7 protein-coding genes are annotated in these 13,093 nt (G+C 65.2%); 4 read left to right on the forward strand and 3 right to left on the reverse strand.

Features of this window, described 5'->3' with window-relative positions; all coding sequences use genetic code 11:
- Positions 1-134: 134 nt before the first annotated feature.
- The 3 genes from lpdA to aceE are packed head-to-tail and all read right to left on the reverse strand — an operon-like array spanning position 135 to position 6,414.
- Entirely contained in the window at positions 135-1,979 is a 1,845-nt protein-coding gene (lpdA, locus tag BW39_RS05940) for a dihydrolipoyl dehydrogenase (RefSeq protein ID WP_043820503.1), read from the reverse strand.
- Positions 1,980-1,994: 15 nt separating this feature from the next.
- A complete protein-coding gene (gene aceF, locus BW39_RS05945; protein ID WP_043820505.1) occupies positions 1,995-3,677 on the reverse strand; it encodes a dihydrolipoyllysine-residue acetyltransferase in 1,683 nt (560 codons plus the stop codon).
- Between the two features lie 19 nt (positions 3,678-3,696).
- Complete coding sequence (gene aceE / locus BW39_RS05950) at positions 3,697-6,414, reverse strand: pyruvate dehydrogenase (acetyl-transferring), homodimeric type (protein ID WP_043820506.1); 2,718 nt, start codon at positions 6,412-6,414, stop codon at positions 3,697-3,699.
- Positions 6,415-6,734: 320 nt separating this feature from the next.
- Between aceE and BW39_RS05955 the strand changes: the two genes are divergently transcribed.
- The 4 genes from BW39_RS05955 (at position 6,735) to BW39_RS05970 (ending at position 13,018) form a co-directional block, all read left to right on the forward strand.
- Positions 6,735-9,308 carry a PAS domain-containing sensor histidine kinase gene (locus tag BW39_RS05955; RefSeq protein ID WP_012205806.1) on the forward strand — a complete coding sequence of 858 codons (2,574 nt, stop codon included), beginning with the start codon at positions 6,735-6,737 and terminating at the stop codon, positions 9,306-9,308.
- The gene (locus tag BW39_RS05960) at positions 9,305-9,955 is read left to right on the forward strand and encodes a response regulator transcription factor (protein WP_012205807.1); all 651 of its coding nucleotides are present in this window, start codon (positions 9,305-9,307) and stop codon (positions 9,953-9,955) included. The genes BW39_RS05955 and BW39_RS05960 overlap by 4 nt, the downstream gene beginning before the upstream one ends.
- A gap of 84 nt (positions 9,956-10,039) precedes the next feature.
- Complete coding sequence (folD, locus tag BW39_RS05965) at positions 10,040-10,894, forward strand: bifunctional methylenetetrahydrofolate dehydrogenase/methenyltetrahydrofolate cyclohydrolase FolD (protein WP_043820508.1); 855 nt, start codon at positions 10,040-10,042, stop codon at positions 10,892-10,894.
- Between the two features lie 75 nt (positions 10,895-10,969).
- The gene (locus BW39_RS05970) at positions 10,970-13,018 is read left to right on the forward strand and encodes a M3 family metallopeptidase (protein WP_043820510.1); all 2,049 of its coding nucleotides are present in this window, start codon (positions 10,970-10,972) and stop codon (positions 13,016-13,018) included.
- Positions 13,019-13,093 lie beyond the last annotated feature (75 nt).

Genomic DNA, 13,093 nt, shown 5'->3' on the forward strand with positions numbered 1-13,093 from the left:
TGTCCCCTTTGCCGTGCCTGTGTCTGGACCGGTGTCTGGGCTGATGTCTGTGTCCTTGTCTGCGTCTCCCAAAGCAGAAAGGCAGCCGAAGCTGCCTTTCTGTTCTTGCCAGGCCTGAACGCCAGGCCTTGCGCTTACTTGCGCTGCGGCGGCAGGTCCGTGCAGGAGCCGTGCGCCACCTCGGCCGCCATGCCCAGGCTTTCGCCCAGCGTGGGGTGGGGATGGATGGTCTTGCCGATGTCCACGGCGTCGGCACCCATTTCGATGGCCAGCGCAATCTCGCCGATCATGTCGCCCGCGTGTGTGCCGACGATGCCGCCACCCAGGATTCGGCCATGGCCGTGCGCCTCGGGGCTGTCGTCGAACAGCAGCTTGGTGACGCCTTCGTCGCGGCCATTGGCAATGGCGCGGCCCGAAGCCGTCCAGGGGAACACACCCTTCTTGACCTTGATGCCCTGGGCCTTGGCCTGGTCCTCGGTCAGGCCCACCCACGCCACTTCCGGATCGGTATAGGCCACGCTGGGGATCACGCGGGCGTTGAAGGCGCTGGCAGCCAGCTCCTTGTTGCCCTGCAGTTCACCGGCGATGACTTCGGCGGCCACATGGGCCTCGTGCACGGCCTTGTGCGCCAGCATGGGCTGGCCCACCACGTCGCCGATGGCGAAGATGTGGGGCACATTGGTGCGCATCTGGATATCGACTTCGATGAAGCCGCGGTCCGTGACGGCCACGCCGGCCTTCTCGGCAGCGATCTTCTTGCCGTTGGGCGTGCGGCCCACGGCCTGCAGCACCAGGTCGTAGACCTGGGGCTCGGGCACGGTGACGCCGTCCTTGGCAGGCGCAAAGCTGACCTTGATGCCTTCGGGCGTGGCTTCGGCACCCACGGTCTTGGTGTTGACCATGATGTTGTCGAAGCGCGGCGCGTTCATCTTCTGCCAGACCTTGACCAGGTCGCGGTCGGCGCCCTGCATGAGGCCGTCCATCATCTCCACCACGTCCAGGCGTGCGCCCAGCGTGGAGTAGACGGTGCCCATTTCCAGGCCGATGATGCCGCCGCCCAGAATCAGCATGCGCTTGGGCACGCTGGCCAGGTCCAGCGCGCCGGTGGAGTCCACCACGCGCGGGTCCTTGGGCATGAAGGGCAGGTGCACGGCCTGGCTGCCGGCGGCAATGATGGCGCGCTTGAACTGCACGATCTTCTTGCTGCCGGTCTTTTCCTGGCCATCGCCCGTGGTCTCTTCCACTTCCAGGTGGTTGGCGCCGACGAAATTGCCGTAGCCGCGCACCACGGTGACCTTGCGCATCTTGGCCATCTGGCCCAGGCCGCCGGTCAGCTTGCCGATGACCTTGTCCTTGTGCCCGCGCAGCTGGTCGATGTTGACCTCGGGCGCGCCGAACTTGACGCCGGCCACCTCCAGATGCTTGACCTCGTCCACCACGGCGGCCACGTGCAGCAGCGCCTTGGACGGGATGCAGCCCACGTTCAGGCAGACGCCGCCCAGGCTCTTGTAGCGCTCGACGATGACCACATTCAGGCCCAGATCGGCCGCACGGAAGGCTGCCGAGTAGCCGCCAGGACCGCCGCCGAGCACGACCACGTCGCAGTCGTAATCGGCCGCGCCACCGGCGTAGCTGGCTGCGGCCGGAGCGGGAGCCGATGCTGCGGGCGCTGCAGCGGCAGGCGCTGGAGCCGCCGCTGCAGGGGCCGGTGCTGCCGCCTGGGGTGCGGCGGCCGCCTCGCCAGCGGCCTCCAGCGTCAGGATCAGGCCGCCTTCGGCGATCTTGTCGCCGATCTTGACCTTGAGCTCCTTGACCACGCCGGCATGGCTGGAGGGGATCTCCATGGAGGCCTTGTCGGACTCCACGGTGATCAGGGACTGGTCCTTGGCCACGGTGTCACCGGGCTGGACCAGCAGTTCGATCACGCCCACTTCGGCGAAGTCGCCGATGTCGGGCACCTTGATGTCGATGATTGCCATGTGTCGGGCCTCCGTTTACAGCAGGATGCGGCGGTAGTCCGCCAGCACTTGGCCCAGGAAGGCATTGAAGCGCGCGGCCGAGGCACCGTCGATGACACGGTGGTCATAGGACAGCGACAGCGGCAGCGTCAGGCGCGGCACGAATTGCTTGCCATCCCACACCGGCTTCATCTGGCCCTTGGACAGGCCGAGAATGGCCACTTCAGGGGCGTTGATGATGGGGGTGAAGTTCGTGCCACCGATGCCGCCCAGCGACGAGATCGAGAAGCAGCCGCCCTGCATGTCGGCAGCGCCGAGCTTGCCGTCGCGGGCCTTCTTGGCCAGCTCGCCCATTTCCTGGCTGATCTGCAGGATGCCCTTCTTGTCGGCATCGCGCAGCACGGGGACCACCAGGCCGTTGGGCGTGTCGGCCGCAAAGCCGACGTGGAAGTACTGCTTGTAGACCAGGGTGTCGCCGTCCAGCGAGGCATTGAACTCGGGGAACTTCTTGAGGGCCGCAACCACCGCCTTGATCACGAAGGCCAGCATGGTCACCTTGACGCCGCTCTTCTCGTTCTCCTTGTTGGTGGAGACACGGAAGGCTTCCAGGTCGGTGATGTCGGCCTCGTCATTGTTGGTGACGTGCGGGATCATGACCCAGTTGCGCGACAGGTTGGCGCCGCTGATCTTCTTGATGCGCGACAGGTCTTTGCGCTCGACCGGGCCGAACTTGGCGAAGTCCACCTTGGGCCAGGGCAGCAGGTCCAGACCTGCGCCGCCGCCGGAGCCACCCTTGGGAGCGGTCGCGGCCTGGGCCTTGGTCTGCACGGCACCCGCCATGACGGACTTGGTGAAAGCCTGGATGTCGTCGGCCGTGATGCGGCCCTTGTTGCCCGAGCCCTTGACCTCGTCCAGCGGAACGCCGAGTTCGCGGGCGAACTTGCGTACCGAGGGCGATGCATGGGGCAGCTTGCCCGTGGGCGCCACGGTGGGGTTGTGCGCAGGTGCAGCGGCGGGAGCCGATGCTGCAGCGACCGGAGCAGCGGCCGGGGCAGCAGTGGCCGGGGCAGGGGCTGCAGCAGCAGGTGCCGGGGCCGCAGCCTGGGCTGCAGGCGCGGCAGCGCCCTGCACGCTCATCTGGCCGACCACGTCGCCCACGTTGACCGTGTCACCGATCTTGAGCGCCAGCGCCGTGATGGTGCCGGCCGCTGGCGACGGGATTTCCATCGAGGCCTTGTCGGACTCGACGGTGAACAGCGATTGCTCGGCCGTCACGGTGTCGCCGACCTTGACCAGCATCTCGATCACGGCCACGTCCTTGAAGTCGCCAATGTCGGGAATCTTGATGTCGATCTGCGTGGCGGCGCCCGAGGCCGCAGGCGCGGCAGCGGGAGCAGCGGCCGGTACAGGCGCAGCCACCGGGGCCGGGGCTGCAGCGGCGGGGGCCGGTGCGGCGGCTGCAGGGGCCGGGGCAGCGGCTTCCGCCGACTCGACCACGGCAATGATGCTGCCCTGCTTGACCTTGTCGCCCATGTTGACGCGCAGCTCCTTGAGCACGCCAGCGTGGCTGGAGGGGATCTCCATGGAGGCCTTGTCGGACTCCACGGTGATCAGCGATTGCTCGGCCTTGATCTGATCGCCGGCCTTGACCAGCACTTCGATCACAGCAACTTCGTCGAAATCACCGATATCGGGGACTTGAATTTCTACCAATGCCATATGTGTCTCCCGTTCTTACTCAAGCGTGCAGCGGGTTGATCTTGTCGGCCTTGATGCCGTACTTGGCGATCGCTTCGGCCACGGTGGTGGCGTTGATCTTGCCTTCTTCGGCCAGCGCGCGCAGTGCGGCAACCACGATGTAGTGGCGATCCACTTCGAAGTGCTCGCGCAGCTTGCGGCGGAAGTCCGAGCGGCCGAAGCCGTCGGTGCCCAGCACCTTGTAGGTGCGGCCCTTGGGCATGTAGGGGCGGATCTGCTCGGCGTAGGCCTTCATGTAGTCGGTGGATGCGATCACCGGGCCATTGTGCGACTGCAGCTGCTGCGTGACGAAGGGCACCTTCTGGGTGTCCAGCGGATGCAGCAGGTTCCAGCGGTCGGCGTCCTGGCCGTCGCGGGTGAGCTCGTTGAAGCTCGGGCAGCTCCACACGTCGGCGGCAATGCCCCAATCGGCCAGCAGCAGTTCCTGGGCGAAGAAGGATTCGCGCAGGATGGTGCCCGAACCGAGCAGTTGCACGCGCAGGCCGCTTTCCGGCACCTTCTGGCCGGGTTTGCACAGGTACATGCCCTTGATGATCTGCTGCTCGGTGCCGGGCGTGAGGCCGGGCATGGCGTAGTTCTCGTTGAGCAGCGTGATGTAGTAGAAGACGTTTTCCTGGTTCTGCACCATGCGGCGCAGGCCGTCCTGCATGATCACGGCGACTTCGTGGGCGAAGGTCGGGTCGTAGCTCACGCAATTGGGAATGGTGTTGGCCAGGATGTGGCTGTGGCCGTCTTCGTGCTGCAGGCCTTCGCCGTTCAGCGTGGTGCGGCCCGAAGTGCCGCCCAGCAGGAAACCGCGCGCCTGCATGTCGCCGGCCGCCCAGGCCAGGTCACCGATGCGCTGGAAGCCGAACATCGAGTAGTACACGTAGAACGGGATCATGATCCGGTTGCTCGTGCTGTAGCTCGTGGCTGCCGCGATCCAGCTGCTCATGCCGCCGGCTTCGTTGATGCCTTCCTGCAGGATCTGGCCGGCCTTGTCCTCGCGGTAGTACATCACCTGGTCCTTGTCGACCGGGGTGTACTGCTGTCCAGCGGGGTTGTAGATGCCGATCTGGCGGAACAGGCCTTCCATGCCGAAAGTACGTGCCTCGTCCACCAGGATGGGCACGACGCGCGGGCCGATTTCCTTGTCGCGCAGCAGCTGCGTGAGGAAGCGCACATAGGCCTGGGTGGTCGAGATCTCACGGCCTTCGGGCGTGGGTTCGAGGATGGCCTTGAAGGTATCCAGCGCAGGCGCCGTGAATTGCTCGCTGGCCTTCACGCGGCGGTGCGGCAGGTAGCCGCCCAGGGCCTTGCGGCGCTCGTGCAGGTAGCGCATTTCCGGAGTGTCGTCGGCCGGCTTGTAGAAAGGCAGGTCGGCGATCTGGCTGTCGGGAATGGGAATGTTGAAACGGTCGCGGAAGGCCTTGATGTCCTCGTCGCCCAGCTTCTTGGTCTGGTGAACGGTGTTCTTGCCTTCACCGATCTTGCCCATGCCGAAGCCCTTGACGGTCTTGACCAGCAGCACGGTGGGCTGGCCCTTGTGCGAATTGGCAGCATGGAAGGCCGCATAGACCTTCTGCGAATCGTGGCCGCCACGGCGCAGGTTCCAGATCTCGTCGTCGCTCATGTGCTCGACCATCTTCAGCGCGCGCGGATCGCGGCCGAAGAAGTTCTTGCGCACGTAGGCGCCGTCATTGGCCTTGAACGACTGGTAGTCGCCGTCATTGCACTCGGCCATGATCTTCTTGAGCACGCCGTCCTTGTCCTTGGCCAGCAGCTCGTCCCAGCCCTTGCCCCACAGCAGCTTGATGACGTTCCAGCCGGAGCCACGGAACTCGCCCTCGAGTTCCTGGATGATCTTGCCGTTGCCGCGCACCGGGCCGTCCAGGCGCTGCAGGTTGCAGTTGATCACGAAGATCAGGTTGTCCAGCTTTTCGCGCGCGGCCAGCGAGATCGCGCCCAGCGACTCGACCTCGTCCATTTCGCCGTCGCCGCAGAACACCCAGACCTTGCGGCTTTCGGTGTCGGCGATGCCACGGGCATGCAGGTACTTGAGGAAGCGCGCCTGGTAGATGGCCATCAGCGGGCCCAGGCCCATGGACACCGTGGGGAACTGCCAGAACTCGGGCATCAGCTTGGGGTGCGGGTAGCTGGACAGGCCCTTGCCGTCCACTTCCTGGCGGAAGTTCAGCAGCTGCTCTTCGGAGATGCGGCCTTCCAGGTAGGCGCGGGCGTAGATGCCGGGCGAGACGTGGCCCTGGATGTACAGGCAGTCGCCGCCGTGGTTCTCGTTTTCGGCGTGCCAGAAATGGTTGAAGCCGGCCGCGAACATATTGGCCAGCGAAGCGAAGGAGCCGATGTGGCCGCCCAGGTCACCGCCTTCGGGCGGGTGCAGGCGGTTGGCCTTGACCACCATGGCCATGGCGTTCCAGCGCATGTAGGCGCGCAGACGGCCTTCGATTTCCAGGTTGCCGGGACAGCGGGCTTCCTGCGAGGTCTCGATGGTGTTCACATAGCCGGTGTTGGCCGAGAAAGGCATGTCCACGCTGTTCTGGCGTGCGTGTTCGAGCAGGTCCTCGATCAGCTTGTGCGCGTATTCGGCGCCTTCACGGTCGATGACGGCCGACAGGGCGTCCATCCATTCGCGCGATTCTTGTTGGTCCAGGCCGGCGGGAACGCCTGCATTGCCTTGCGGGTCAGTCTGAGCTGTCATGGGAATGTCTCCTTGCAGAAGGTAGCGTCTTGGGGTCGAACCAGTGAGCGGCGCAGCGCGCCAACGCAGGCGGGTAGTTCACCACGCCTTGCGCGGCACAGACCCTGTCTGGCGAACTTGAAAATACCGATTCACTGCCTCAATGCTCGGCGAGTGTCGCATACTTTTTTCGAATTTCAAATGGTGCTTTTTGATTTCATAATTTGAAATTTTGCTGCAAACGCACATACAGTGAAGACCCCAAAGAACGTCGCCGAAGCGCCTCGGCGGCGACTCCAATACTCCTTAAAAACAGTCAGACTCTCCCCTACACTGGGCGCATGCAATCCTCCCCTTCCGAGCACGGCACGCACAGCCCTGCCCCCATGGCAGGCGTGGCCGCGCCAGTGCGCTGGTGGCGCAGCTGGTGGCGCAGTCTTTCCCCCACGCGCCAGGACCGCTTCGCGGCGCTCGCCCCCCTCGCGGCCGTACTGATGTTCATGGCGGCCATCGTGGCCTCCTTCTGGTACCTGCGCATGGAGGAGATCGACCGCGAGAAGGAAGCGCTGCACCGCGACGTGGAATATGCCCAGCAACGCGTGCGCCTGCGCCTGCTCGAGCGCCAGGAGCAACTGATGCGCATGGCGCGCGACATCGGCAACCACGACCTGGGCGAGTCCGACTTTGCCAGCCGCGCCGAAGCACTCATCAGCCAATACCCCGAACTGCAGTCCATCACCTGGATCGATGCACAGCGGCGCATCCTGGCCAGCCAGTCCGCCCCCACAGTGAGCAGCGAGCAGCTGCGCATCCCGCGTGAAGTGCTGCGCGCCGGAGACGCGCTGGAGGCCTACCAGCTCGCGCGCGAGATGCAGCAACCCATCTACGTGCAGGGACTGGCCCACAAGGGGGAAGCCGCGCCGCTGCTGCAACTGCATGTGCCGCTGGCACAGGACGGCCGCTACATCGGCGAGCTGCTGGGCGAGTACTCCATCGACAGCCTGCTGCGCTATGGAACGCCCACCGAAATCATGGCCCGCTACGCCATGACCATGCTCGACAGCCGGGGCCAGGTGCTGGCCGGCACGCCGCTGACACCGCGCAAGCAGACCGCCACCGAACTGCTGCGCTGGCGCACCGTTGCCAACGAGGACGAGGCACCCGTCGCCCCCGTGGGCAACAGCCTGGTGCTGCGTGCCCAGGCCTATCGCACCTCGCTGGGCGTGGTCGGCAGCGGCCTGTTCTGGCTGGTGGGCACGCTCAGTGCGATGACGGCATGGCTGCTGCTGGCCACCTGGCGCCACACGCGCCGCCGCCAGCGCGCCCAGGAGGCCCTGGTCGCGGAGACCAACTTCCGCCGCGCCATGGAAAACTCCGTGCTCACCGGCATGCGCGCGCTGGACCTGCAAGGCCGCATCACCTATGTGAATGCCGCCTTCTGCCAGATGACGGGCTGGAGCGAATCAGAGCTGGTCGGCCAGATGCCGCCCTACTCCTACTGGCCCGACAACGACTACGACAACCTGCACTCCAAGCTGCGCGAAGAGCTTTCGGGCAAGACCATCGTCGGAGGCTTCCAGGTGCGCGTGCAGCGCAAGAACGGCACGCAGTTCGATGCGCGCCTGTATGTCTCGCCGCTGATCGACGCCCATGGCCAGCACACGGGCTGGATGTCGTCCATGACCGACATCACCGAGCCCAACCGCATCCGCGAGCAACTGTCTGCCTCCTACGAGCGCTTCACCATCGTGCTGGAGGCGCTGGACGCCTCGGTGTCCGTCGCCCCGCTGGGCAGCGCCGAGCTGCTGTTCGCCAACAAGCTGTACCGGCAGTGGTTCGGCTCGCAGACCGATGGCCACCTGCAGCTCGTCGCCCAGGCCGGCGTGCTGCCCGTGCGCTCGCAGCCGCAAGGCATGGACGACGAGGACGGCCTCATGGGCCTGCCCACCGACTCGCTGACCAGCGCACGCAGCGAAAACGCCGAGATCTACCTGCCCGAACTGGGCAAGTGGCTGGAAGTGCGATCGCGTTACCTGAGTTGGGTGGACGGCCGCCTGGCCCAGATGGTGATCGCCACCGACATCACGCCGCGCCGCCTGGCCGAGGAGCAGGCCGATCGCCAGGCCGAGCACGCCCAGTCCGTCAGCCGCCTGATCACCATGGGCGAGATGGCGTCCAGCGTCGCCCATGAGCTCAACCAGCCGCTGACCGCCATCAGCAACTACTGCAGCGGCATGCTCACCCGGCTTGAAAAGGGCACGCTGACCGAAGAGCAGATGAAGTTCGCGCTGGAGAAAACCGCCCACCAGGCGCAGCGCGCGGGGCAGATCATTTTGCGCATACGCTCCTTCGTCAAGCGCAGCGAGCCCAACCGCACACTGGCCCAGGTCACCGACATGGTCAGCGAGGCCGTGGAGCTGGCCGGGATCGAGCTGCGCCGCCGCAATGTGCAGCTGACCTACCACGTGGCCGAGCGCATGCCGGCCATCATGGCCGACACCATCCTCATCGAGCAGGTGCTGGTCAACCTCATGAAGAACGGCGCCGAATCCATCGAGCAGTCGGGCCGCCCCAGCCACCAGCGCAATGTGGAGCTGCGCGTGGTGCCGCGCACCATCGAGGACCAGCGCGTCATCGAATTCAACGTGCAGGACACCGGCAAGGGCCTGCCGCCGGAGGTGCTGGAACGCCTCTTCGAGGCCTTCTTCACCACCAAGAGCGAAGGCATGGGCATGGGGCTGAATCTGTGCCGCAGCATTGTCGAGTCCCACCAGGGCCGGATGCGTGCCGAGAACCTCTACAATGGTTCCGAGGTTGTCGGCTGCCGGTTTTCATTCTGGCTGCCGCTGGCCCCGCCGGGCGACGCGACAACGCCGGCAGCGACCATTGAACCCACAACAAGGACGATTGCATGAGCTTGATCCCGAAAAAAGGCACTGTGTACGTAGTTGATGACGACGAAGCGGTTCGTGATTCGTTGCAATGGTTGTTGGAGGGCAAGGACTATCGTGTGCGCTGCTTCGACTCGGCCGAGACCTTCCTCTCGCGCTACGACCCACGCGAGATCGCCTGCCTCATCGTCGACATCCGCATGGGCGGCATGACGGGCCTGGAACTGCAGGACCGCCTGATCGAACGCAAGTCCCCCCTTCCCATCGTCTTCATCACCGGCCACGGCGACGTGCCCATGGCGGTGAACACCATGAAGAAGGGCGCACTGGACTTCATCCAGAAGCCGTTCAACGAAGAGGAACTGCTGAACCTGGTCGAGCGCATGCTGGACCATGCCCGCGAAGCCTTTGCCGGCCACCAGCAGGCCGCCAGCCGCGATGCGCTGCTGGCCAAGCTGACCAGCCGCGAAGCCCAGGTGCTGGAGCGCATCGTCGCCGGCCGGCTGAACAAGCAGATCGCCGACGATCTTGGCATCAGCATCAAGACGGTGGAGGCTCACCGCGCCAACATCATGGAAAAGCTCAACGCCAACACCGTGGCCGATCTGCTCAAGATCGCCCTGGGCCAGGGCCAGACCGCTGCAGCGGCCAAGGCAGCCGTCGCCGGATAAGCCAAGACACCACCGCTTTTTTTCAAAGAGCTGCTAGCGCTTGATCAACAAGCCCTAGCAGCATTTTTATTGGTATTCACTGCAATGACAGCCCAACTCATCGACGGCAACGCCCTCTCCCGCCAACTGCGTGCCGAAGTCGCCCAGCGCGCCACCGCCCTGAAGGCCCTCGGCACCACGCCCGGCCTGGCCGTGGTCCTGGTCGGCGACAACCCTGCCTCCCAAGTCTATGTGCGCAACAAGGTCAAGGCCTGCGAGGACGCGGGCTTTCATTCGGTGCTGGAGAAGTACGATGCCTCGATGACCGAGGCCGAACTGCTGGCCCGCGTCGAGGCGCTGAACAACGACCCCAGCATCCACGGCATCCTGGTCCAGCTGCCGCTGCCCGCACACATCGACGACCACAAGGTCATCGAGACCATTTCGCCGCTCAAGGACGTGGATGGCTTTCACGTGGCCAGTGCAGGCGCGCTGATGGTGGGCGAAGTCGGCTTCAAGGCATGCACCCCCTACGGCTGCATGAAGATGCTGGAATCCATCGGCATGAAGGACCTGCGCGGCAAGCACGCTGTGGTCATCGGCCGCTCCAACATCGTCGGCAAGCCCATGGCCATGATGCTGCTGGCCGCCAATGCCACCGTCACCATCTGCCACAGCGGCACGGCCGATCTCGCCGCCATGACGCGCCAGGCCGACATCGTGGTCGCCGCCGTGGGCAAGCGCAACGTGCTGACTGCAGACATGTGCAAGCCTGGCGCCGTGGTCATCGACGTGGGCATGAATCGCAACGACGAAGGCAAGCTCTGCGGCGACGTGGACTTTGACGGCGTCAAGGAAGTGGCCGGCTTCATCACGCCCGTACCCGGCGGTGTCGGCCCCATGACGATTACCATGCTGCTGGTCAACACCATGGAGGCGGCCGAGCGCGCCGCCGGCTGACCAGGAGCTGACAAGCATCGGGCGGCTCCCTGGGGAGCCGCTTGATTTCAATGCACCCGACGGCATCTGACACGCATGAGCAATCCCCTCCTCGAATCCTCCGACCTGCCCCTGTTCGATCGCATACGCCCTGCCGATGTCGGCCCGGCCATCGATATCCTGCTGACCGGGGCCGCAGAGGCCCTGGAGACCGTCACGGCACCCGACTTTCCGGCGCGCTGGGATTCGATCTCGGCCGTGCTCGATGTCGCCACCGAGAAGCTGGGAACGGCCTGGGGCGCCGTCAGCCACCTCAACAGCGTGGCCGATACACCCGAGCTGCGCGCCGCCTACAACGAGTCCCTGCCCAAGGTCACCGAATTCTGGACGCGCCTGGGTGCAGACGAGCGCCTGTATGCCAAGTACAAGGCCATTGACCCCGCCACGCTCAATGTCGAGCAGCGTGCGGCCTGGGACCATGCCATGCGCAACTTCGTGCTCTCCGGCGCAGAGCTGCGGGGCGAGGAAAAGCTGCGCTTTGCCAAGATCCAGGAACGCTCGGCCGAACTGACGCAGAAGTTCAGCGAGAACGCGCTCGACGCCACCGATGCATTCGCCTACTACGCCACGGCCGAAGAGCTTGACGGCGTGCCGCAGGATGTGCGCCAGGCAGCCCGCTCCGCCGCTGAAGCCGAAGGCAAGCAAGGCTTCAAGCTCACGCTGAAGATGCCCTGCTATCTGCCCGTGATGCAGTTCGCGGCCAGCAGTGCGCTGCGCGAGAAGCTCTACCGCGCCTATGTGACACGCGCCTCCGACCAGGCCGAGGGCGATGCCATCCGCTTCGACAACACGGCCAACATCTCGGAGATCCTGGCCCTGCGCAAGGAAGAGGCGCAGTTGCTGGGTTACCGCAATTTCGGCGAGATTTCGCTGGTTCCCAAGATGGCGCATTCGCCACAGCAGGTGATCGACTTTCTGCGGGATCTCGCGCACCGGGCCCGCCCCTATGCCGAGAAGGATGTCGCCGACCTGCGCGCCTTCGCACGCGATGAACTGGGCCTCGCCGATCCCCAGCCCTGGGACTGGGCCTATGTCTCCGAAAAGCTCAAGGAGGCGCGCTATGCCTTCAGCGAGCAGGAGGTCAAGCAGTACTTCCCTGCGCCCAAGGTGCTGGCCGGCCTGTTCAAGATCGTCGAGACGCTGTTCGACGTGGCCATCCGCCGCGACGCGGCGCCGGTCTGGAATCCCGCCGTCGAGTTCTACCGCATCGAGCGCAGCACGCCGCAAGGCCCCGAGCTGGTCGGCCAGTTCTACCTGGACCAGCCGGCGCGATCGGGCAAGCGTGGCGGCGCCTGGATGGACGATGTTCGTACCCGCTGGCTGCGCCCTGACAACCACAGGCTGCAGACGCCGGTCGCTCACCTGGTCTGCAACTTTGCCACCGGCGTCGATGGAAAGCCGGCCCTGCTCACGCACGATGACGTGATCACGCTGTTCCACGAAACCGGCCACGGCCTGCACCACATGCTGACCCAGGTCAACGAGCGCGACGTCTCAGGCATCGCGGGCGTGGAATGGGATGCCGTGGAGCTGCCAAGCCAGTTCATGGAGAACTTCTGCTGGGAATGGGAAGTGCTCAAGCACATGACCGCCCACGTGGACAGCGGCGAGCCGCTGCCGCGCGCCCTGTACGACAAGATGATCGCAGCCAAGAACTTCCAGTCGGGCATGCAGACGCTGCGCCAGATCGAGTTCTCGCTGTTCGACATGCTGCTGCATACCGAGCACGATCCGAAGGCAGACATCATGCCGCTGCTGGCCCGCGTGCGCGCCGAGGTGGCCGTGCTGCCGTCGACCCCTTACAGCCGCTCGGCCCACACCTTCAGCCACATCTTTGCAGGCGGCTATGCAGCCGGCTACTACAGCTACAAGTGGGCTGAAGTCCTCTCGGCAGATGCCTATGCGGCCTTCGAGGAAACCATGCTGGCCGATGGAACCCCCAACCCCGAGACAGGCCGCCGCTACCGTGAGGCGATTCTGGAGGCCGGAGGGGCACGCCCGGCCATGGAGTCGTTCAAGGCCTTCCGTGGCCGCGAACCCCAGCTGGATGCGCTGTTGCGCCACCAGGGCATGGCCCAGGCCTGAGAGCCCGGTCCCAGGTCTGCAGCGCCCCGACGGGGCGCTTTTTCCTGGCCCGGTCACCCCATCGGATGCGCGCAG

The organism is Delftia sp. RIT313, assembly GCF_000632165.1.
In the GTDB taxonomy this organism is placed as follows: domain Bacteria; phylum Pseudomonadota; class Gammaproteobacteria; order Burkholderiales; family Burkholderiaceae_C; genus Comamonas; species Comamonas acidovorans.

Coding starts and splice junctions, on each gene's coding strand:
- lpdA (WP_043820503.1), bottom strand. CDS start 1,979: ATGGCAATCATCGACATCAAGGTGCCCGACATCGGCGACTTCGCCGAA.
- aceF (WP_043820505.1), bottom strand. CDS start 3,677: ATGGCATTGGTAGAAATTCAAGTCCCCGATATCGGTGATTTCGACGAA.
- aceE (WP_043820506.1), bottom strand. CDS start 6,414: ATGACAGCTCAGACTGACCCGCAAGGCAATGCAGGCGTTCCCGCCGGC.
- BW39_RS05955 (WP_012205806.1), top strand. CDS start 6,735: ATGCAATCCTCCCCTTCCGAGCACGGCACGCACAGCCCTGCCCCCATG.
- BW39_RS05960 (WP_012205807.1), top strand. CDS start 9,305: ATGAGCTTGATCCCGAAAAAAGGCACTGTGTACGTAGTTGATGACGAC.
- folD (WP_043820508.1), top strand. CDS start 10,040: ATGACAGCCCAACTCATCGACGGCAACGCCCTCTCCCGCCAACTGCGT.
- BW39_RS05970 (WP_043820510.1), top strand. CDS start 10,970: ATGAGCAATCCCCTCCTCGAATCCTCCGACCTGCCCCTGTTCGATCGC.